At 62.8% G+C, this 22,253-nt stretch carries 14 protein-coding genes, 2 tRNA genes and 1 pseudogene; 9 read left to right on the top strand and 8 right to left on the bottom strand.

Features of this window, described 5'->3' with window-relative positions:
• Nucleotides 1-10 precede the first annotated feature (10 nt).
• From recF to AC3WLB_RS19340, 8 genes are all read left to right on the top strand, one after another.
• On the top strand, nucleotides 11-1,180 hold the full coding sequence (gene recF, locus AC3WLB_RS19375; protein WP_492508806.1) for a DNA replication/repair protein RecF: 1,170 nt from the start codon (nucleotides 11-13) through the stop codon (nucleotides 1,178-1,180).
• On the top strand, nucleotides 1,173-1,667 hold the full coding sequence (locus tag AC3WLB_RS19370) for a DciA family protein (protein WP_492508804.1): 495 nt from the start codon (nucleotides 1,173-1,175) through the stop codon (nucleotides 1,665-1,667). Before recF ends, AC3WLB_RS19370 begins: the two co-directional genes overlap by 8 nt.
• A 135-nt stretch (nucleotides 1,668-1,802) precedes the next feature.
• Nucleotides 1,803-3,776, top strand: coding sequence for a DNA topoisomerase (ATP-hydrolyzing) subunit B (gene gyrB / locus AC3WLB_RS19365; RefSeq protein ID WP_492508802.1), 1,974 nt, complete (start codon nucleotides 1,803-1,805; stop codon nucleotides 3,774-3,776).
• A gap of 34 nt (nucleotides 3,777-3,810) precedes the next feature.
• Entirely contained in the window at nucleotides 3,811-6,342 is a 2,532-nt protein-coding gene (gene gyrA, locus AC3WLB_RS19360) for a DNA gyrase subunit A (protein ID WP_492508800.1), read from the top strand.
• Nucleotides 6,335-6,742, top strand: coding sequence for a DUF3566 domain-containing protein (locus AC3WLB_RS19355; protein WP_022898429.1), 408 nt, complete (start codon nucleotides 6,335-6,337; stop codon nucleotides 6,740-6,742). Before gyrA ends, AC3WLB_RS19355 begins: the two co-directional genes overlap by 8 nt.
• Before the next feature lie 56 nt (nucleotides 6,743-6,798).
• Nucleotides 6,799-6,872: transfer RNA gene (locus AC3WLB_RS19350), tRNA-Ile, on the top strand.
• A 44-nt stretch (nucleotides 6,873-6,916) separates the two neighbouring features.
• Nucleotides 6,917-6,992: transfer RNA gene (locus AC3WLB_RS19345), tRNA-Ala, on the top strand.
• A 19-nt stretch (nucleotides 6,993-7,011) separates the two neighbouring features.
• A complete protein-coding gene (locus AC3WLB_RS19340; protein WP_139770613.1) occupies nucleotides 7,012-7,518 on the top strand; it encodes a hypothetical protein in 507 nt (168 codons plus the stop codon).
• Nucleotides 7,519-7,542: 24 nt separating this feature from the next.
• On the opposite strand, the pseudogene AC3WLB_RS19335 reads toward AC3WLB_RS19340, so the two are convergent.
• From AC3WLB_RS19335 to AC3WLB_RS19300, 8 genes and pseudogenes are all read right to left on the bottom strand, one after another.
• Nucleotides 7,543-8,673, bottom strand: a pseudogene (locus tag AC3WLB_RS19335) (recombinase family protein); the annotation flags it as partial.
• A 155-nt stretch (nucleotides 8,674-8,828) separates the two neighbouring features.
• Entirely contained in the window at nucleotides 8,829-9,095 is a 267-nt protein-coding gene (locus AC3WLB_RS19330; protein ID WP_143003620.1) for a hypothetical protein, read from the bottom strand.
• A complete protein-coding gene (locus AC3WLB_RS19325) occupies nucleotides 9,061-9,696 on the bottom strand; it encodes a hypothetical protein (protein ID WP_143003621.1) in 636 nt (211 codons plus the stop codon). Before AC3WLB_RS19325 ends, AC3WLB_RS19330 begins: the two co-directional genes overlap by 35 nt.
• Complete coding sequence (locus AC3WLB_RS19320) at nucleotides 9,693-10,211, bottom strand: single-stranded DNA-binding protein (RefSeq protein WP_071043335.1); 519 nt, start codon at nucleotides 10,209-10,211, stop codon at nucleotides 9,693-9,695. Before AC3WLB_RS19320 ends, AC3WLB_RS19325 begins: the two co-directional genes overlap by 4 nt.
• 74 nt (nucleotides 10,212-10,285) lie before the next feature.
• A complete protein-coding gene (locus tag AC3WLB_RS19315; RefSeq protein WP_409617153.1) occupies nucleotides 10,286-15,322 on the bottom strand; it encodes a helicase-like domain-containing protein in 5,037 nt (1,678 codons plus the stop codon).
• Between the two features lie 47 nt (nucleotides 15,323-15,369).
• The gene (locus tag AC3WLB_RS19310; RefSeq protein WP_071046098.1) at nucleotides 15,370-15,924 is read right to left on the bottom strand and encodes a hypothetical protein; all 555 of its coding nucleotides are present in this window, start codon (nucleotides 15,922-15,924) and stop codon (nucleotides 15,370-15,372) included.
• Nucleotides 15,925-16,031: 107 nt separating this feature from the next.
• Nucleotides 16,032-17,816, bottom strand: a complete 1,785-nt coding sequence (locus tag AC3WLB_RS19305) for a type IV secretory system conjugative DNA transfer family protein (RefSeq protein WP_079941066.1) — start codon at nucleotides 17,814-17,816, stop codon at nucleotides 16,032-16,034.
• Nucleotides 17,813-18,277, bottom strand: a complete 465-nt coding sequence (locus tag AC3WLB_RS19300; RefSeq protein ID WP_139770612.1) for a hypothetical protein — start codon at nucleotides 18,275-18,277, stop codon at nucleotides 17,813-17,815. Before AC3WLB_RS19300 ends, AC3WLB_RS19305 begins: the two co-directional genes overlap by 4 nt.
• A 623-nt stretch (nucleotides 18,278-18,900) precedes the next feature.
• Here AC3WLB_RS19300 and AC3WLB_RS19295 point away from each other — a divergent pair.
• Nucleotides 18,901-22,197: an SIR2 family protein gene (locus AC3WLB_RS19295; protein ID WP_492508795.1), complete on the top strand. Its 3,297-nt coding sequence runs from the start codon at nucleotides 18,901-18,903 to the stop codon at nucleotides 22,195-22,197.
• Nucleotides 22,198-22,253 lie beyond the last annotated feature (56 nt).

The following is a 22,253-nucleotide window of genomic DNA, read 5'->3' as shown; positions in this document are numbered from 1 at the left end:
CTAGGCAGGCGTGTTTCTCCGGCACCTCTCGCTCACCGACTTCCGTAATTACCAGACGGCAGAGGTCGCGCTCGCACCGGGCGCGAACCTCTTCGTCGGCAGCAACGGGCAGGGCAAGACCAATCTCGTCGAGGCCGTCGGCTACCTCAGCACGCTCGGATCGCACCGGGTCTCCACCGACCAGGCGCTGATCCGGGCGGGCCAGGACTCGGCGATCGTGCGGGCCAGGCTGGAGCACGACGGGCGGGAACTCCTGGTCGAGCTGCAGCTGAACCGCGCCGCCGCCAACCGCGCGCAGGTCAACCGCGCCGCCATCAAGCCGCGGGAACTCCCGCGGTACATCTCCACCGTGCTGTTCGCGCCCGAGGACCTCGCGCTCGTGCGGGGCGAGCCGTCGACTCGCCGGCGCTTCGTCGATGCGCTGCTCGGCGCGAAGGCGCCGCGGCTGCTCGGGGTCTTCGCCGACTACGACCGGGTGCTCAAGCAACGCAACGCCCTGCTGAAGTCGGCCCGCGCATCCGGATTGAAGGATGCGAAGCTCTCGACCCTCGAGCTGTGGAACGAGCGCCTGGTGGAGCTCGGGTCCGAGATCATGGCGGAGCGCATCGCCATCGTGGCCGCGCTCGGTCCGTTCGTGCGCGAGGCGTACCAGGCGGTGGCGGGTTCGGATCAGGAGCCGACCCTCGAGGTGGTGCTGAGCATCCTCGCCGATCACCCCGAGGCGGAGGACGCCGAGGTCTCGGCGCCGGCCGCGACCGATCTCACGCGGGAGGCGCTCGCGGACGCGTTCCGCGCCGCGCTCGAGAAGGTGGCGCGCGCCGAGCGCGACCGAGGCATCACGCTATGCGGCCCCCACCGCGACGACCTGCTGTTCCGCCTGAACGGCCTGCCGGCGAAGGGGTACGCCAGCCACGGCGAGTCGTGGTCGTTCGCCCTCGCCCTGAAGCTCGCCTGCGCCGAGCTGCTGCGCGCCGATTCGATCGCCGGCGACCCGATCGTCATCCTCGACGACGTCTTCGCCGAACTCGACCAGCGTCGCCGCGGCCGGCTGGCGGATGCGGTCAAGGGCTACGAGCAGGTGCTCATCACCGCGGCGGTGTACGAAGACGTGCCGGGGGAGCTGACCGCGCACACCGTGCGCATCTCTGCCGGGACTATCGTTGACGCATCCGATGACTGAATCACAGAACGTGTACCTGCGCCTCAAGGCGGCGTTCGGGGATCCGACCTCGCGCGCGGCGGCGTGGCGGGCGAAGAAGACGCGCGTGCGTGGCCGCGACGGCGACGGTGACAGCGTTCCCTACGGCGTCGGTCGCGACCCGCACGGACTCGGCGACGTGATGTCGTCGCTCTCCTCTGAGCTCGGCTGGACCTCGTCGCTGGCGAAGTCGGACCTGTTGCTGGCGTGGACGGAGATCGCGGGCCCGGAGACAGCGGAGCACAGCCGGCCGATCGGCATCACCGACGCGGTTCTCACGGTTCAGTGCGACTCCACCGCCTGGGCCACGCAGCTTCGGCACATGCGTGTGCTGATCATGACGACGATCGCTCAGCGATACCCGGATGCGGGGATCGAGTCGATCCGCTTCGAAGCGCCCCACGCCCCATCCTGGAAACGCGGCTCCAGATCGATTCCAGGGCGCGGTCCTCGCGATACCTACGGCTGACAGGGCAAATGTGGTCATCCGGCCAGAAATGATCGCTCAGAGCGGCATATGACGGCGGTTTCCGACCCTTGGTTTGATAGAATTAAGGGTCGCCTGCCCGGCCGTTGGGCAGGGCACTGAGGAGCCCATTTCCATATGTCTGAATCGGACAAGGTCCACCCTGACAACGAGTACGGCGCGGACCAGATCCAGGTTCTTGAAGGCCTCGAAGCAGTGCGCAAGCGCCCCGGTATGTACATCGGGTCGACGGGCCCTCGAGGTCTGCACCACCTTGTGTACGAGATCGTCGACAACTCCGTCGACGAAGCGCTCGCCGGGTACGCGACGCACATCGAGGTCGTCATGCGCCGTGACGGCGGGATCACCGTCACGGACAACGGTCGCGGCATCCCGGTCGACATGCACCCCACCGAGAAGAAGTCGACCGTCGAGGTCGTGCTGACGGTGCTGCACGCCGGCGGAAAGTTCGGCGGTGGCGGCTACGCGGTCTCCGGCGGCCTGCACGGCGTCGGCTCGTCGGTGGTGAACGCGCTCTCGAGCGAACTCGACGTCGAGGTGCGCCGGCAGGGCAACGTCTACCGGCAGAGCTTCAAGATCGGCGTGCCGCTGGCACCGCTGGAGAAGGGCGAAGCGACCACCGAGACCGGCACGAAGACCACCTTCTGGCCGAACCCGGAGATCTTCGAGACCGTGGTCTTCGACTACGAGACGCTGCGGGCGCGGTTCCAGCAGATGGCCTTCCTCAACAAGGGCCTCGCCATCAAGCTCACAGACGAGCGCGGGGGCGAGGACGGCACGGCCGAGGACGTCGAGGTCACCTACCTCTACGAGAACGGTCTGAAGGACTACGTGGAGTACCTCAACCGCTCGAAGAAGGCCGAGCTCGTGAACGAGGAGATCATCTCCTTCGAGCAGGAGGACACCGAGCGCAAGATCGCGCTCGAGGTGGCGATGCAGTGGACCACCGGGTACACCGAGAGCGTCCACACCTACGCCAACACCATCAACACGCACGAGGGCGGAACCCACGAAGAGGGCTTCCGTGCCGCGCTCACGACGCTCGTCAACCGCTACGCGCGGGAGAAGGGGATCATCAAGGAGAAGGACGACAACCTCTCCGGCGACGACGTGCGCGAGGGGCTCACGGCCGTCATCTCGATCAAGCTCGCCGAGCCGCAGTTCGAGGGCCAGACGAAGACGAAGCTCGGCAACACCGAGGCGAAGGCCTTCGTGCAGCGCGTCGTCGGCACCGAGCTGACCGACTGGTTCGACCGCAACCCCGTTCAGGCGCGTGACATCATCCGCAAGGCGATCCAGGCATCCCAGGCCCGGCTGGCCGCGCGCAAGGCCCGGGAACAGACCCGGCGCAAGGGTCTGCTCGAGGGCGGCGGCATGCCGGGCAAGCTCAAGGACTGCTCGAGCCGCGACCCCGCCAAGAGCGAGATCTTCATCGTGGAGGGCGATTCGGCCGGCGGCTCCGCGATCCAGGGCCGCAACCCCGAGACGCAGGCCATCCTTCCGCTCCGCGGCAAGATCCTGAACGTCGAGAAGGCCCGGCTCGACCGCGCGCTCGGCAACAACGAGGTGCAGGCCATGATCACCGCGTTCGGCGCGGGCATCGGCGAGGACTTCAACGCCGAGAAGGCGCGCTACCACAAGATCGTGCTGATGGCCGATGCGGATGTCGACGGCCAGCACATCACGACGCTGCTGCTCACCCTGGTGTTCCGCTACATGCGGCCGCTGATCGAGCTCGGCTACGTCTACCTCGCGATGCCCCCGCTCTACCGCCTGAAGTGGTCGAACTCCCCGCACGAGTACGTCTACTCGGATGCGGAGCGCGACGCGCTGCTCGCCGACGGCCAGGCCGCCGGCAAGCGCATCCCGAAGGAGAACGGCATCCAGCGCTACAAGGGCCTCGGTGAGATGGACTACCGGGAGCTGTGGGACACCACGATGGACCCCGACACCCGCACCCTCCGCCAGATCACGCTCGACGACGCCGCGGCGGCCGACGAGATCTTCAGCACCCTGATGGGCGAGGACGTGGAGTCCCGGCGCAACTTCATCCAGAAGAACGCCAAAGACGTCCGCTTCCTCGACATCTGAGCCTTCGGCCCTCGACAGAGACTGACACTGACACATGACTGATGAACTGACCCCTGCCGCAGGCGACCGCATCGAACAGGTCGATCTCCAGCTGGAGATGCAGCGCTCCTACCTCGACTACGCCATGAGCGTGATCGTGGGCCGGGCGCTGCCGGATGTGCGCGACGGCCTGAAGCCGGTGCACCGCCGCGTGATCTACGCGATGTACGACGGCGGCTACCGGCCCGACCGCGCGTTCTCGAAGTCGGCCCGCGTGGTCGGCGAGGTGATGGGTCAGTTCCACCCGCACGGCGACTCGTCGATCTACGACACGCTGGTGCGACTCATCCAGCCGTGGTCGCTGCGTTACCCGCTCGCGCTCGGGCAGGGCAACTTCGGCTCGCCGGGCAACGACGGCGCCGCCGCGCCGCGGTACACCGAGACGAAGATGGCTCCGCTCGCCCTCGAGATGGTGCGCGACATCCAGGAAGAGACCGTCGACTTCCAGGACAACTACGACGGCCGCACCCTCGAGCCCGTGGTGCTGCCCTCGCGGTTCCCGAACCTGCTCGTGAACGGGTCGGTGGGCATCGCGGTCGGCATGGCCACGAACATCCCGCCGCACAACCTCCGTGAGGTGGCCGCGGGCGCCATCTGGTACCTCGAGCACCCCGAGGCCGAGCGCGAGGAGCTGCTCGAGGCGCTCATGCAGCGCATCAAGGGGCCCGACTTCCCGACCGGCGCCCAGATCCTCGGCGTGAAGGGCATCCACGACGCCTACCGCACCGGCCGTGGGTCGATCACGATGCGCGCCGTCGTCAACGTCGAGGAGCTGCAGGGCCGCACCTGCCTCGTGGTCACCGAGCTGCCCTACCAGGTGAACCCCGACAACCTGGCCATCAAGATCGCCGACCTGGTGAAGGACGGCAAGCTCGCCGGCATCGCCGACATCCGCGACGAGACCTCGGGCCGCACCGGTCAACGCCTCGTGATCGTGCTGAAGCGCGACGCCGTGGCGAAGGTGGTGCTGAACAACCTCTACAAGCACACCTCGCTGCAGGAGAACTTCGGCGCGAACATGCTGGCGATCGTCGACGGCATCCCGCGCACCCTCCCGCTCGACGGCTTCATCACCGAGTGGGTCGCGCACCAGATCGACGTCATCGTGCGGCGCACCCAGTTCCGGCTGCGCGAGGCCGAGGCGCGCATGCACATCCTGCGCGGCTACCTCAAGGCGCTGGAGGCGCTCGACGAGGTGATCGCCCTCATCCGCCGCTCGCCCACGGTCGAGGAGGCGCGCGACGGCCTGATGGACCTGCTCACGATCGACGAGCTGCAGGCCCGCGCGATCCTCGAGCTGCAGCTGCGTCGTCTGGCCGCCCTCGAGCGCCAGAAGATCCAGGACGAGGCCGACGAGCTGCAGCTGAAGATCGACGAGTACAACGTCATCCTCGGCTCGCCGGCACGTCAGCGCGAGATCATCACCGAGGAGCTCACCGAGATCGTCGACAAGTTCGGCGACGACCGGCGCACCGAGATCATGTTCGGTTTCGACGGCGACATGAACGTCGAAGACCTCATCCCCGAGGAGGAGATGGTGGTCACCGTGACGCGCGGTGGCTACGTCAAGCGCACCCGCAGCGACAACTACCGCTCCCAGCATCGCGGCGGCAAGGGTGTGAAGGGTGCGCAGCTGCGGGCGGATGACGTCGTGGAGCACTTCTTCGTCACCACCACGCACCACTGGCTGCTGTTCTTCACCAACACCGGGCGCGTCTACCGTGCCAAGGCGTACGAACTGCAGGAGGCGGGGCGGGACGCGAAGGGTCAGCACGTCGCGAACCTGCTGGCGCTCGCACCCGACGAGCAGATCACGCAGATCCTCGACATCCGCGACTACCAGGTGGCGAAGTACCTCGTGCTGGCCACGAAGAACGGTCTGCTGAAGAAGACCGCGCTCACCGAGTACGACACGAACCGGTCGGGCGGCATCATCGCGATCAACCTGCGCGACGAGGACGAGCTCGTCTCCGCCCTCCTCGTGGAGGAGGACAGCGACGTGCTGCTGGTGTCGAAGAAGGGCATGTCCATCCGGTTCACGGCGTCCGACGAGGCGCTGCGCCCGATGGGCCGCGCGACCTCCGGTGTGATCGGCATGAAGTTCCGCGGCGACGACCGGCTGCAGGGCGCATCCGTCGTCTCCGACGAAGGATTCGTGTTCATCGTCACCGAGGGCGGCTACGCCAAGCGCACCTCGGTCGACGAGTACCGGGTGCAGGGGCGTGGTGGACTCGGCATCAAGGTCGCCAAGCTCGCCGAGTCGCGCGGCGACCTGATCGGCTCGCTCATCGTGGGCGAGGACGACGAGGTCCTTGTGGTTCTTGCCAGCGGCAAGGTGGTACGCTCTGCCGTGGCCGAAGTCCCGGCCAAGGGACGCGACACGATGGGCGTTGTCTTCGCCCGCTTCGCGGACGACGACCGCATCATCGCAGTGGCCAAGAACACGGAACGCAACCTGGAAGCCGAGCTCGACGAGAGTACCGGTGACGCGGAGGCGCCTGGAGAGGATGTAACGACGGATGAGTAATCTTGGCGACAAATTCGCGAAGAAAACGGCAAGAGTCGCCACGACGAAGCAGGTTCGGCTGAAGCTGGTCTACATCGACTTCTGGTCGGTGCTGAAGATCTCCTTCCTCCTCGCGATCATCCTCGGCATCATCATCATCGTGGCGTCGTTCCTGGTCTGGTCGGTGCTCAACCAGACGGGCGTGTTCGACTCCATCAACACGCTGCTGAAAGACATCGCCGGGGCGTCGAACTTCGATCTCTTCGACTTCGCGTCGCTGCCGCAGGTGATGGGCTTCTCGATCGTGGTCGCCATTCTCAACGTCATCGTCATCACCGCCCTCGGTGCGATCGGCGCGGCGCTGTACAACCTCGCCGTGCGCATCACGGGCGGCATCATGCTCGGGTTCACCAACAAGTAAGGTGGATTCGTCCGACCAGGGCTTCGTAGGGTAATCTCTACTCTGGTCAAAAAAACGGGGCTATAGCTCAGGCGGTTAGAGCGCTTCGCTGATAACGAAGAGGTCCGAGGTTCAAGTCCTCGTAGCCCCACGAGAGATCCACAAGAAATCTCCCTGGCACTCCGGTGCTTTCGGGGGGCCTTAGCTCAGTTGGTAGAGCGCCTGCTTTGCAAGCAGGATGTCGGGAGTTCGATTCTCCCAGGCTCCACCAAAAGTTCGAAAGTCGAAACTTGCCCCGCTTGAATGCGGGGCATTTTCGTTGTTGCTACCGGGCCTGCGCTGTAGGTGTTGATTCTCTGCGAAGTCACGGTGTCGACACCGGCCTGGGGCTGCAGCTCGACGTTCTCGTTCTCGTCCACGATGATGCGCGTGAACAAGGCTTGGTTCAGGAACCGGCGTTCAGCGGGTTCGCAACGCAGGTACAACCCTTGCAGATCGGTGAGCACGGCGAGCATGTCTTCGAGGCCTTCACGGGCGTCCGCGTAGCGGGAATGCAGGCTGTCGAGCCTGGTCTGGATCGCGCCGAGTGCGTTCTGGATTCGGTCTTGCTCGCTCTTCAACAGATCGACCGGGATCGCATCGGCGTAGTGCGCCTGCACGAGCTTCAACCGTTCGGACTCGAGGCGAGCCTTCTGCTCGGTGAGTGCCGCGCGCTCGTCGCTGGCCCCGCCTTCGAGCCTGTCGAACACCTCGTGCAGAATCTTCCCAACCCCGGCAGCTTGGTCTTCGGTGAGTGACTTCGTGGCGTATGCCTGCTCGACTTTCAGTTCGATCCGCTCCACCAGGATCGCACTTCGCGTGCAACTCGTGGTTTTGCGACGGCGACCTGAGCAGGAGAAGTAGTCGTACCGTTCGCCCGTGTTTCCCTGCGGACGTTCAAGCATGAGCTTTGCCCCACAGGAGCAGTAGAGCGCGCCTTTGAGGTAGTGGTCGTGCTTCTGCGGTCGCTGACCTCGCTGGTTGTTGCGGTCGAGAATCTGCTGCACTTTCGACCAGACCTCGGGTGTGACCATCACGTCGTGGCTGCCCTCGTAGACTGCGCCCTGAAACGTGACGAGGCCCTTGTAATACGGGTTCGTGAGTACCTTGTGCAGCATCGTTGTGGTGAGGGGCTTCTCAGGATGCTTCGGTGTCGGTCTCGTGGTCAGGCCGCGCCGATTCACTTCCTCGGTGAGCATCGAGAGTGTCCAGTCGCCATTCGCGTAGCTCTCGAACGCAAACTTCACAAGGTCGAATCTGTCGGGATCAGTGGTGACCTCGCGAATCTCGGCACCGTTCTCGGTGGTTCGCACGTTGAGGTAGCCGAGCGGGGCACGACCGGGAGTGCCACCCATGACTGCTTTCTGCCGGAGGCCCTTCACCACCTCCTGCGCGAGGTTCAGCGAATAGAACTCCGCGATCGTGGCAAGGATGCCGTGCATTAGCATCCCCGACGGCGACTCGTCGATGTTCTCAGTGACCGACACTAGCTGGATGCTGCGCCCGCGTAGCGTTGCATGGATCACGGCATCATCAAGGCGGTTCCTTGCCATGCGATCGACCTTGTTGATAATGCAGAACTGCACGGGGTTCACCGCCACATATTCCAGCATCTCCTGCAGCGCTTTACGGTTTGCGGTCTTCGCCGATTCGCCTGGCTCGATGAACTCTTTGACGATCACTGCCCCGAGCGAGGCGGCTTTCTTCTCGGCGGCTTCGCGTTGTGCAGGGATCGAGAGACCTTCTTCGAGGCCGTTGCGGGTGGCTTGATCCTTGGTCGAGACTCGCAGGTATGACACCGCGAGCGGGGTGCCATCACCGGGGGCGGGCTGCGGTTTGGCTTTGGCTGCTTGGGTAGCGAGCTTGCGGAGCGAGTCGAGGTCGAGACCGGCAGGGAGACCTAGGAGAGTCATTGCGATTGCCTTTCGTCAGGCAGCACCGAGCATGACTCGCTGCTGCGTGACGTGGCGGTCAGATTCGCAAGAGAGAAAGAACACTGCACTCCGGGCAATCGCCGGGGCCGTGTCGCAAGGGGTGCCACGTCTTGCTTGAGTATCTGTCTACGATGCTACTGCTTCACCGCGAGGGCGTCTTGGAAGAACCGGGAGAGACCGGCATTTCCGATATGCTGCTTGGCGGATTCATTCTGATCAGCAGACGCTGATGTCGAACGGAGTGCGATCCTGATGAGTACCTCCGCAAGCAACGGCACATCCACGGTCTCGCGGTCTTCGCAGCGCACCTTGACCTCCCGGCCTGCGGAAAGGGCTGGAGTCTTTCGCTGGTAGCTGCGCACCATCTCAATCACCGCTTGCGGCATTGCGGCGTGCTTCATGCTCAGCCACGAGAAGGAAGTAAGCGTCTTCGTCGGCACGGCGCGAAGCCACATCGGCTTTGACGAACTCTACGAAGTCGGCGTCTCGGTCAACGATGGGGGCCTCCGCCGCCGCAGGGTACGGGGTGTCGCCCGGCCAAGTGGTTTGCCGTGTGGGGCGGTCGCGGTCGATGCGGGTGCCGGAGGCTTGCACCCATTCGCGCAGGCGCATCCGCGCTTCGGTGAAGTCGCGGTGCCAGGTGATCGGGCCGCTGGCGTGCTGTTCAGGATCGTAGGCGCCGAGCCAATGACAATGCAGCGCCGAGAGTTCCCATACCAGCTCGGGGTGCCGGTGCCACAGCGGGGGCAGCACTGCCGGTGTGAGACCGTAGGAGAGTTTCAGCCAGGACACCCAGCTGTTGAGTTCGAGCCACTCGATCTCGGCTTGTTCGCTGGTGAGTAGGTTCCAGTTGATCGGTCGCGGCGGTGCGCTCACTCTGCCTCCCGCGTTCACCGGAGTGCCGAGACGCGGGAACTCTCGTGATGTCGATGCCGATGATTCTGACTCGGGCGCCTCCACGTCGGGAGGAAGTTCACTCGTATCCATGATGCCCTCGCTCATCGACTCACGCCGACTGATGCCGCGCTCACGTGTGTGGTGCGGTGCGGCTCAGGATGTGCGCTGACTGCCGTCGAGTGCTCCTGCGCGGCGCTGAGTGCCTGCCTCATCGCGGTGTGCTCTGTCGCACGCTGTTCGGCGCGGGGGCTGCGGTCGACCGTGTAGCGGGTGCGTCGGGTGTTGTGGCCGATCTGCTTGACCTCGAAGCGTTCCTTGCCAGTCTGCTTGCTGACGCGCACCACGCCCTGCGCGATGAACGAGTCGCCCTTGCGGTACTGAGCGAGGATTGTCTCGGCAGCACCCCAGTATGCGGTGAGCGCGTGAAAGGTCGGTTCTTCCTTGATCGTGCCGCCGGTCTCTAGGTCGTGAACGAATCGCTCGGTGCCGTAGCGGGCATAGATTTTGGGTACGCCGTCGCGGGTTCTGCTGGGCTTAGGCTCGGTTGCGAAGAACCCGATGATCGCATCGAGGGTTTCGATCGGCTCAGATGTGGGGGCCGGTTCGCTGCTGTCGTTCATGGTGGTGCTCCTTGGATGTCGCGCCGCGCCTCCGCGCGGCAACAAGCAGGTGAGGTCGCCACCCCGAGAAGCGGTTACCGCCCGATCTGCAACCCAGACGGTCTCAGCGGCATCGGGTCGAACGCACTGGGAGCAGCAGCTGGAGTATGGGGTCGCTGCTGGTCGGGTTCAGAGCGCACACCGCCCCGAGGCTGATACGCGCGCACCGCCTCAACCGTGAGTTCTGGGCGAGGCGGCGAAGCCGAGACCCGCTCAGGCTCAGGGGTGGGTTCCTCCGGGGTTTGCCGCTGCATAACGGCGATCTTCTTCTCAACCTTTTCGAGGTCGGCCTCAGCCGCAGAGAGTGCGAGGGCGTGCTTGAACGGCTGCCCGAGTCGTTGCTCGGCATCCTGCCGGGTCTGTTCGGCCCGCGCTAGATCCTGTTCGGCTTCGGTCAGCAGCTTCGGGAGTGCGGCCATACGATTCTCGATCCGCTGGATTAGGCCGACACCGCCTTGCAGGAACGAGTCTCGGGTGACTGTAAACGATCCCCTCGGAACTCCGTGCAAGCTGGTACGCACGAGCACGTCTCCGGCCATTTCGGGCACGAGCTCGCAGCTGATGTCGAAGCCACCGATCCGCCCGATCACGCCGTAGTCCTGTACTTGGTGACGCCCCGCGTACTGCATGTTCGCTTGCCTTGCCCACCCCATGAGCGCGTGGCCGGCATCGCTACGCGAATCGTAGAAGCGGCCTTGGATCGTGATGCGGAACTTCTCGGCCGTGGTGTCGATCATGTTCGGGATCGCTGCCCGTATCCCCTCGATGTCATCGGCAGCACGGGCAGCGTCTTGAACTGCCTGGGAACGGGTGTATTCAAGCATCCGCTCGTTGTTCTGGTGCGCCCGTTCGAGCCGTCGCAGCCGGGTAACTTCACTCTGAAGATTAGCCTGATCGAGCAACAGCGGGTTGCCGGACGAGATGGCTTTCGCCTCGGCAGCGGTGAGCGAGGCGGAGTCGATTTCTTCGATCTCGCGCACATCCAGCCTGCCGCGCATCACCTGCGAAATGAACTTCGCTTTACGCTCAACGCCCTGCCACATATACGAGTCGAAAGAACGCTCTGTGACGAGCCTAACGATCGCGACTTCCTCATTCTGGTTGCCCTGCCGCAGAATCCGACCCTCGCGCTGGGCAATGTCAGAGGGTCGCCAAGGGCAGTCAAGGTGATACAGCGCGATGGCCCGTGCTTGAACGTTGGTGCCGACGCCCATGCGTTCGGTGGAACCGAGAAGTACAGAGATGTGCCCGGCGCGGGCAGCCGCGAACAGGCGACCTTTCTCGAGGTCGTTGCGGGCCTCGTGAATGAACCGGATACCCTCGGCAGGCATCCCACGGTAGATGAGTTGGGTGCGCAGTTCCTCGTACACATTCCACCGTTCCTTGTTCGGTGTCGAGAGGTCGGAGAACACCAACTGCATCGCACCTTTGATCGGCGATGGCTCGCCGGTCACCGTATCGAGGTACTCGGTATCTCGGGTGTTTTCCCAAGTACGGAAGATCATGTCGGCCGCGACGTCGACCTTGGTAGGGCCGGAGGGATCGTCAGATACGATCAGCCGCATATCGAGTGCAGCTTTCCTGCCGTCGCTGGTGACCGAGAGCATGTTGTCCTCGCGCGGGTCAACACTGCCCGAGGCGATCATCTCGGCACGTTCACCGAGGGTCTTCACGAACGCCACCAGTTCGGACGATGGGGCTACGCCTCTGGTCAGCGGGGCACGGTTGCCATCGTCGCGAATGCGAATATCGGGAACGGGGAGCTTCAGATCCTCGGCGGCCTTCACATCAGCGAATGTGCTCCACATCCTGAGCATCTCCGGCACATTCTGAAACTTCGCGAAGCGCGTTTTCATCCTGAACGATGCTCCCGTAGGAGACATCTCCATCTGCGTGACCGTCTCGCCAAAAGTCGCCGCCCATGCGTCGAAGCTCTCACCGATCCCGGCAGCATAGAACAGATCTGGGCGCAGGTAGCGCTGCATCACATACGCCTCGGTGATGGAGTTCGAGATCGGTGTCGCCGTCGCAGCGGTCACAATCCTTTTCCTCCCCGTCGAACGGAGATACTCAAGCTTCATATGCAGATCAGAAGCGCGCTCGGAGCCCGTGATAGCGGCATCTCGAATGTTCGAAGGAGTGGCGAGGTTCTTAAACAGATGCGCCTCGTCCACAATGACGTAGTCGATACCGGTGTCCTCGAAGTTGATGCCCGAATCGCGCGGTTTGTCAGCGAGCTTCTTGAGGCGTTCCTCGGCCATCGTGAGGGCGCGCTGCATCCGCTTCACACTGATTCGATCATCCTTGTCGGCACCCTCAAGCGCGGCGCGGAGACCGTCGAGTTGCCGGTCACGATACTCGCGCTCAGTATCCACCCGCAGCGGCACGCGCTCGAACGCAGAGTGCGTCATGATGATCGCATCCCACTCGTTCGCCGCCGCTCGCGCGACGAACGCGCGCCGTCGATCCCGCGTCACATCCTGGCTCGACGCTGTGAGAATCTTCGCGTTCGGATATAACTGCAACCACTCACGCGAGAACTGCTCCAACATATGATTCGGCACCGAGACCACGGGCTTGTTGATGAGGCCCATACGTCGCATCTCCATCGCGCCGCACACCATCTCAGCGGTCTTCCCGGCACCGACCTCATGGAAGAGACCGACGGACGGTTCTGCGACCATCCGGGCTACCGCTGCGCGCTGGTGCGGGCGCAGCGTGATCGTGTTCGCAGCAAGCCCTGGGAATGTGAGATAGTCGGCTGCGCTCGTGTAATCGCGGAGCGCGATGCACGCGAACCTGCGGTTGTAGCCGTCTACCAGGGTGCGGGCGCGCTCGGGGTCTTCCCACACCCATTCAGCGAACCGCTCCTGCAGCTGGTTCGCCTTCTCCTGCGCAGCTGCTGTCTCAGTTGGGTTGAGTACCTGCCGTTCTTTGCCCTCTACGTCCTTTTCGGTGTCGTAGACGAGGATGGGCCGTTGCTCAGCGAGCGCTTCAAGCAGAACGGGCGCGGAGCGACGCTCGGTGCCCCATTCAGAGGTTGAGCGGATACCGTGCCTGCCGCCCTTCACCTGCCACATACCTGGCACCGGGTTCTCGACCACGACATCACGGGCCTGCAGAAGCTCGGTGAGGAACTGCTGGTGAATCTGCGCGCTGATCCACACCGCTCCGATCCTCGGCGTGATGTCTTCAGCGCCGAGAGGTTCGGGTTTCACTTGTTCCAGCGCGGTGATGTTCACCGCGAACTCGGGATCACGCTCTGCACGCTGACGGGCAGCGTCGAGCTTTTCGTAGATGTCACCCGAAAGGTACGCCGGGGCATGAATCAGTTCATCGGTCACCGGATCGGTGAACACCAGGCCGTCGAGCGCGCCGCGAGCCTCGTGCTCGCTCATGCCGAGCAGATCAGCGATCAAGATCAGGTCGATCCCGCCGGTACGGTCGAGACTCACCGCCACCGCGTCCGCAGGGGTCTCCACCCCTTGAATCTCAGGTCGAGGCACCACGACCCGCTCGCTCAGCAACGTCGCCGGAGTTGCCTCTTGAGTGGTTTCCTCGAAGTTCTCGAGCGCGAGCACGAGCGGCCCGAACGGGTCGCTGCGCAGCAGCCTGATCGGGGTCGGCACCGTGCGCGCATACTTCGGGTTGCCGTCCTCATCGAAGCGCCCCGTACTGCGCAGCTTGTAGCGATTCAGCGACCCATAGACGCCTACATACTTCTGGTAGGAGCGGCGTAGTTGCTCGCGTGCCTGATCGAGTTCAGGGGTGTCATCGAGCGAGTGCGCCTCCATCGTGAGCAGTGTCGACGCTTGATCCCGCAAACTGAGTAGCGCTCGTAGCTCTCGTGCCGCTGACTTCGGTACGGCGAACGGTACGATTGCGCCTGCGGCGACCACGCCGAAGCTGCCATTGTCGTGCGGCACGATTGACCCATCCCATCTGCCGGGCTCCGATGGCACGAATGCCGCGCGCCGCGCCTCGACCTCCGGTGCGGCCTCGGTCAGTGTCAACCCCTCTCGACGTGCCTGGAATGTCAGCTGGTCGAGTGCGTTCCGCAGGTGCTCGGCGGCGTGCTCGTGGTCGCCTTTCACGACGAGGGTGAGTGCCGAATAGAGGCCGTGCTGCATCCCGATGTCACCGAGCGCCATCTCCGGGCGCTCGTCAAAGTAGCGGTTCAGGTTTAACGGTTTCCCGTCGAAGTCGAGCTGCGTCACCGTCTCCCATGTGAGGTCGCGCGGTGGTTCACCGTCTGCGCGGCGACGGAACAGTAGCAGGTCGGTGACGATCTCGGTGCCCGCGATCCTGCGGTGCGCGCCGCTCGGCATCCTGACCGCGCCGATGAGGTCAGCGACCGCGTTCATTTCCCGGCGTGGGCCAGGGTTTCTCGCGTCGAGCGTGTAAAAGGAAGTAAGTACCGCCATCAGCCCACCGGGCCGCAAGAGCCTCAGCGACTTGATAATGAAGTGATTGTGGATCGCGTATTCAGAGGCGTTGTACACCCGGTCATGCAGCTGGATCTTCCCGTAGGGCACGTTGCCCACCGCGACGTCGAATGTGCCCTCGGGAAACCGGGAGTCCGCGAACGACTCGGTGCGAATATCCGCGTGGGGGTAGAGTGCGCGGCTGATCGCTGCCGTCATCGGGTCAAGCTCCACGCCAGTCGCATGGGCACCTTCGGGTGCGAGACCGATGAAAGTACCGGAGCCGCTACCGGGTTCGAGCACGCGACCGCCCGAGAAACCGAGGTCTCCGAGCGCCCGCCATATCTCACGCACGACATCGGGGTCGGTATAGTGCGCGTTCATCGTCGTGCGAGCCGCAGCCCGCCACTCGTCCTCACTGAGCAGTTCACGCAGCTCGGCGCGCTCGTTCTCCCACTCCGGTTTCGACGTATCGAAAACGTCTGCAACCGCACCCCAGCTCGACCAGCGCGCGAGCACCGACTGCTCAGCCTCCGTGGCCGGCCGTTGCTCCGCTTCAAGCTGCCGCAATAGCCGGATCGCAGCGATGTTTGCGTGGTAGCGGCTCTTTGCTCCGCTCGGCGGGCGAGCCTCGACCGTGCCCGGCACAAACCGGGGAGCAGTCGGGTGAGGCGGTGCTGGCTCGGTGGTCTCGGCTACTGGACTTCGCGGAGGAAGCGAATGTTCGCCCCTTCTTCCATGATCCCCTGATGCTCCTCCAGGTAACGATAGGGGTTCTCCGCTCCGATCAGGCCCTCGAAGAACCACATCGGGATCGCCCACTCCTGAGCTATCTCTTCCAGTTCCTCGGTCGCGTAGATCGGGTACGGGCTGTCCTGAATCCGATCGACGATCATCATCAGCCCCTCGTCCATCGGCCGGGTGTCCTCCCACTCCTGCCGAGCCTCGGTCAGCGTCAGCGAGGGATCGCTCATCCATGCGAGTTGATGAGTCATGGCGATCTCCTCCGCTATCTTCCGTGCCGTGGTCAGCAGTGCGACCTGGGTAAGATAATCCTCCCTCGCTTCGGGCATTTCCGCCAGCATCACGCGCGCCATGTCCTCGCTCAGCGAACTCACTTCGCCCAGCACTTCGGTTCCAATCTCCGAAAAGAGTGTCTCCAGCTCCTCGCTCGAAGCCGCCAAAGTCTTCATGTGGTTCGGGGCGTATCTCTCCCAATGTGCCCTGATCCGGTGCGTGTAGTGCGTCATTGCTCTCACCTGCTTCTCTTGTGCCAGCTTCGGCAATCTGTGCGTCAGCGGTTGTTTCATCCAGGCCCCAGAGGTCGAGCTCAAGCTGGTCTGGTGGCGGCTGCCGTCTACGCCTCGCCATCGGAAGCACCGCCTCTCAACGCGGATTCGAGCCGCGCCCGATCCGAGCGAAGCTGCGCCGCATCGTTACGGGCTGTCCAAGGCCGTAGATCGGTGATGATCGGGGGTGCGGCACGCAGCAGCATCACGCCCGTGCCGAACGGGATCATGCGCAGCTTCTCTGGCGGCATGATCGGTACCCTGCGGATCGACCGCTGCGAGGAACGCTCACCGAACGCGCCCATCGTGATCGAATCGGTGTGCTCGTCGCGTTCACCCAGCAGGGCGGAGAGGTCTTGCAGATCGCGCGTATTCGACGCGCCGCCGAGGATCACTTTCACGATCGACGCATCCCAGATCGCGTTCGCGGAGTTGTCACCCCATTTCTCGCGCGCCTGCGCGAGCGATTGCAGGATCGGCACGGTCGTAATGCCGGTGCCACCGCCCTCAGCCATGAGCGTCGGAAGCGACGGCAACGCGGCGATGTTCGCGATCTCATCGAGCACCAGCGCGAGCGGAGGGTCGAGCCGGGCACCAGCAGAGACCGCCGCCTGACGGCGGGCGGTCTCCACGATGTCTTCCACAAGCGCAGCGACGAGCGACGCTGACGCGCCAGCCCCGGCGCCGGTCGCAAGCAGATACAGGGTGCCCCGATCAGCGAGGAACTGCGCTGGGTTGAACTCTTCCCCAGGGCTGGGTGAGACGGTATCCAGCACTCGGGGGTCGGCTAGCGCTGCGAGACTGAGCGCGACACCTTGCCAAATGCTGTCGCGTGTTCTCGGGTCAGCGTCGATCACGCCACCGAGTGCGTCAGCCCACCCCGACGCCGCACTCGGGGTGCTCTCAAGGATCGTGACGGCCTCAGCAGCAGCGGCAGGATCGAGCGTCCACCTGAACAACTCAGAAGTGGGCCTCTCATCGAGCGCGGCAGCGTGCAGCAGCGACTGCAACGCCACCCGAGTCTTCGCCTCCCAGAAGCCACCATTCTCGGTATCGCCAGAAGCCAGCCCGGTCGCCGAGGCGAGGCCGGTGGCGCGGATCATCGCAGTGAGAGGATCGGTGCAGCCCCGCACCGGCGACCATCTCATTCCCGCAGGAATACCATCGGCGAGGCGCTGCGGATCGAACACCGCCACCGGACGGTCGCCTCTCCTGCGCGCCTCAAGCGTCGCGGTCACGTTATCGGGCCGAGTCGATGTGGTCACCACCGCGCCCGGCGCATCAAGGATCATGTTGATCGCGAGGTGCAAACCCTTTCCAGAACGGGGCGGGCCGAGCACGAGCATTGAGTCTTCGACCGATGCCCACACGGGTTTGCCGTGGGCGCTGCCGAGCCGGTAGCCAACATCGGGAGGGCCGGGGGATGCGAGCGAGGGGCGAAGATTTGATGCGCGTCGCATGAGTGCTTTCTCTGACGCTTGCGCCTCGATGTCTGCACGGGTCGCGATACCGACGATCCGGCGAGGATCGGCCTCTCGCTTCTTCTGGCCGCGACGCACCATCGTCCACGCCCATATTCCGACGCCTGCGAGCATCCCGAGGATTACGGCCGCGACGAGCCAGTATACGACAGGGTTCAGCCCTGGCGCGCCGAGCGGCGTACCAGGGTCGCCGGGAGTGAAGAGCACTCCGCCACCTGCCGCGATCCCAGCCTCCGGTGCGGGGAGCCCGGTCGCCCATGCGGTGATGGTGCCAGCGGCACGCAGCACGAGTGCGAGCGCGAACAGGGCGGCGAGGCCGGCCATCGCGAAGTTGGTGAGTTCGTGCCCGTACCCGCCGACTTGCCGGTTCATGGCGTCGCCCGAACGAGTTGCATGGTGCCCGAGACGCGCCCAATCAGCAACATCTCCTGCACATTTGCCGGTATCTGATCCTGCGCCACGACCGCGTTGACCTGCCCGTCTGGGGCGGCGCTGCCGTAGCCGATGATCGGCGCGATCGCGACATCCTCGCCAGCGATAAACCCGTGCCCCTGCACCGGCACCGGAGGCGCTTGCATGACCGGCACCGGATCAGACACGGGAGCGACTGGATGTGCGGTTGGGGCGCGCGACGGCATCACGATATCAGTGAATCTTGCGCCGTCGTACTCGGTGACGGTGACCTTGACCGCTGTGCCCAGGCTCGTGGTGATAGCTTCGAGCACTGCCGAGAACGCCTCCCTGCGCCAGGCTGGAGCATACGGCGGCGGCGCGTACGTCTCACCGTCAACGAGTACGATCATCGCCCCGTCTGACTGCACGGTCATCTGCACGAGCGGTAGACGAACTGGAGCTTCCACATCGGGCCGATGCGCCGGCTTCGCACTGTGTCGCCTCATCCGAATACCGCCCGCGTCAGGAGTTCGAAGGATATGGGCAGGGTTCGGTTACTGCATCTCATGCAAGCGAAGTGTGACCTTCCGACCGAAGCCCTGCACTGGTGAGCTGAGAACAGCGCTTTTTGTTCGCGAGTTACGGGTTAGGCGGCAGAGCCTACGCCTCCGATGCAGAGGATACGTTCGGGCGGGAACCGGCTTGATACCAGAGGTCGTGTGCCGCTATCAACCGTTAGATGAGCGAATGGGGCAGGAAATCAAACACCACTCGTGAGTAGAAGAGCGGCATCAACCTGAACACGCTTATCTTTGCCGCCGATGAAGGCCGGAGCATCGGCTTCGATTGCTGGTGGCTCCAGGCTGGTGGTAAGCCCGCCAAGTTCACCGCATTCAACCCGCACGCGGCGACTCCCGGATAGCAGGCTGCGGCGACAAAGCTCACATCGCAACTGTGCCAGCGATACGCTGAGCCTTGCGGCATACATTTTGGCTGGAGACACCTCCAGACCAGAGGCAGTAGAACTCTCAACAGGCGAATGAGCAGAAGCAGAAGGAGAATCTTGACTAGAGCGTGGCAGGCAGGCGGAATCTCGCTACCGCAGGAGCTTGATCGCGCGTTAAGTTCCGACAAACTTGTGTTCTTTGTTGGAGCTGGGGTCTCTTCCGCGTCGCCTTCAAACCTGCCAGGTTTTCTGGGCCTTGCGGCCGACATCGCAAATGACATGGGTCACTCGGATTGGGTGCCCGAGAAACCAGATCCTTCCATCCACTTCGATGAAATCATGGGGCGCTTGAATGATCTTCATGGAGACGCGCATGCTCGAGTGAGTGCAAGACTCAGGCCCATAACTGAGCCGAACACCTATCACGAGGATCTAATCGCCCTCGCAACGGTTAACGGCAACAAACCTCGAATCGTCACAACCAACTTTGACTTACTCTTCGAGGAGGCCGCGCGTCGAGCAGAAGTGGAATTGTCTGTCCACCATGCGCCGGCATTGCCGCTAGGCAACGACTTCAGCGGCTTGGTGCACTTGCATGGGCCGATCGATCCAACGCACTTTCAGCGTATGGTGTTGACTGATCAAGATTTTGGCCAGGCCTACATCACCGAAGGTTGGGCTACGCAGTTCCTTACTCGAATGCTCGAAGAGTACGTCACCGTATTTGTTGGATACAGCGCAGATGACGTCGTTATGCGGTACCTTGCACGCGCGTTGCCCACTGACGGGGGAACCCGATTCGCATTCATGCGCGAGGACTACAAAGACGAAATGACTGCGAAGTGGCAGCGCCTCGACGTCTCGCCCGTTCTGTATCCGAAAGCGGAAGGGTCAAATGGGCACGCTCGACTCCAAACTTTCTTCACGAACTGGCGCGAGCGGGTTACCTCTACAAGCGAAGACCGCTATGACGCAATTGTGGCACTGATCGATAAGGGACCGTCCGACCGAACTACTCCAGACCCGGAGCTTTCGTGGCTGCTAAGCGATGAGGAGTATTCTCGTCACTTTGTGGGTCGGGCTGACCCGACTGAGTGGATGCGACATGCTGAGGCAATCGGCATTTTGGATGTAATCTTCGAACCTGCAAATGAGCAAACTGCTCGAACTCAAGCCATGTGGAGTGCCTGGGTGACAAGGTCGATCTCTGTGGACCGCGGAGAAAGCATGCTGGAGATCCTTGCGAAGCACCGCGGGCAGATGTCTCAACAGCTATGGTTCGACGTATTTCGTCAACTGTATGAGGGCTACCAGCCGCATGATCACCTGAGGAAGCTCTTGATTCTGCTTACTGCCGCCCGTTCAGACAGCGACGACTCTCAGCTTTCGCTGCTGATTCAGAAACTTGCCGAGGTCGATCCGGAGGCCGCAGAGGTGCTCCTGCACCAGCTCCTAACTGCCCGGCTCGAATTCACCTCTCATCGCGGCATACTCGGTCGACCTGACTTCCTGACGACCGAGTTCGTGTTTCCCTGGCATCCTTCATCGATCCGAAAGGTATGGCCTCAGCTTCTGCAGAGCCTCAGAGATCCAGACCAGCTCCTTTCCTTAGTGCTCAGCCTTATCGCACACGTGGAGACCACGACCGCATTCTTCGACGGTACCAACTTCAGAAATCGATTCTCCACCCGCCGATATACAGTTGATGGCAATGAACGGTTCCTTATAAGTCGTGATGAACACGGCGTGCTTCTGGTCGACGTCGCACGCGACCTTCTCAGGGAATACGTGCGTCATGGCCGACCAGAACGCGCAAACAATCTGCTGGATAGTTCTTCTGAATTAGCACAGCGGCTCGGGATCGATGCGCTCACAGAATCACGACCATCCGAAGCAGACTCCCTCATCGGCCGAATGATCAGCCAAGGTTTGATCCTGAGTCGTTCTCACAAACCAGAAGTGTTCCGGCTACTCAAGGAAATGTACCCTCACGCATCCGCCGAGATCCGTGCGGAACTTCTGAACCACATTCAGGAAACAAGTGCAGCTCCAGGCGGGATCGAGGTCAGCGACTCTGAACGATTCAATGCGGTTGACTGGCTGACTCGGCAGGTAAAAGAGGACGACCCGGCACATCAGCTTCTTCGGGAGATGAAGCAGGAGCATCCCGAGTTCTCGCCACGCGAGGAACCCAATCTCGACGCAACACCAGTGACCTTTGCCCGAGTCGAGACCCCCAGTGAAGCTGAAGGGCGTTTCCGCGGCATGACGCCAGCAGAGGTTGCCAATAGCCTGAAGAGCGACCCGGATCTTGACGACATATTTGAGCAAGACACACTCAGTCTCGAGCTGAACGATTTCTTCGAGAATGAACCCTTTAGCGCTGGTGAGCTTCTCGCTGAGTTTTTCAGGCAAGGCCTCTATTCGTACAGTGCATGGGCCGTCGTGCTACTCATCCTCACACGCCCAGGCGCAGACTGGGAAGCTGAACCACTGCTGACCCAGCTGAGGAAACTTCCTAGACAACAAACCTCAGCGATCGCCCAGAACGTCGCATACACCTTGATGCGCCCAACTGCGACACAAGAGGAGGACCTCGAACAGCCAGACGAACGTTGCAAGCTCCTGTTCGGTCTATGGCGTCTCACGTTGCTTGAAGGCGATAGCGACATCGAACCTCGAGACCCGAACGAAGCAAACTCAACCGCTCGCGGAGTCGTCGCCAACGCATTCTTGGAAACCGTCTTCCGAACAATGCATGAGCAGAAGAAAGAATCCATCGACCCGGCATATTTGCTGGCATTCAGCGAGTTCTTAGAGGCCCAAGACAAGGATGTGAGAGATCCGAGTCCGATGATGCTCGCGCGATATGCGGCACACATTCAGCACTGGGATAACGAATGGTTTGACCGCAAGATCGCCGTCAAGTTGAACGAGATCGCTGATACGCCACAATCGAGGAGCTTTTGGGCCGGGATCTTTACCGCCAACAACGTGACAGATGCACTCATGGTGAGCACGAGAAGCGCGTTACGTACTGGATGGCTTCAAGTATCAACAGAGCTGCCCGGCTCGATCGAAGCGTATATCGATCTGCACTCGGCACAGTTCGCCTACTACACCGAACCCGAGGAATCCACCTGGGCAGACCCCTTCACCTTAAACGCTCCTGCCGCGACGAGAGCGCGCTGGATACGAAATGTGGCACACAGGGTTTCCCGCGTCGATTCATTCCCAGAGGTGCTCTACAGCTATTGGAAGCACCGACTGGACAAGCAACCTCCACTGACAGGGACCGAGCAACGTGCACTTCTAAGCTGGATCACAGTCCCAAGCATCGATATTGATCGTGCAGTAGATCTCTTCATTCAAGGCCCTGAGGCTTCACCCTCAGACCTGACTCGTGCCACTTGAGCGCTGATTCGGCGGTCGTTGGTCGTTCTGCCCTGATTTTCCGGGGTTCGGGGTCG

The organism is Herbiconiux sp. FW305-C-125 (genome assembly GCF_058783455.1).
The sequence above is the reverse complement of the archived record's forward strand: the minus strand, read 5'-3'. Positions and strand labels throughout refer to the sequence as shown.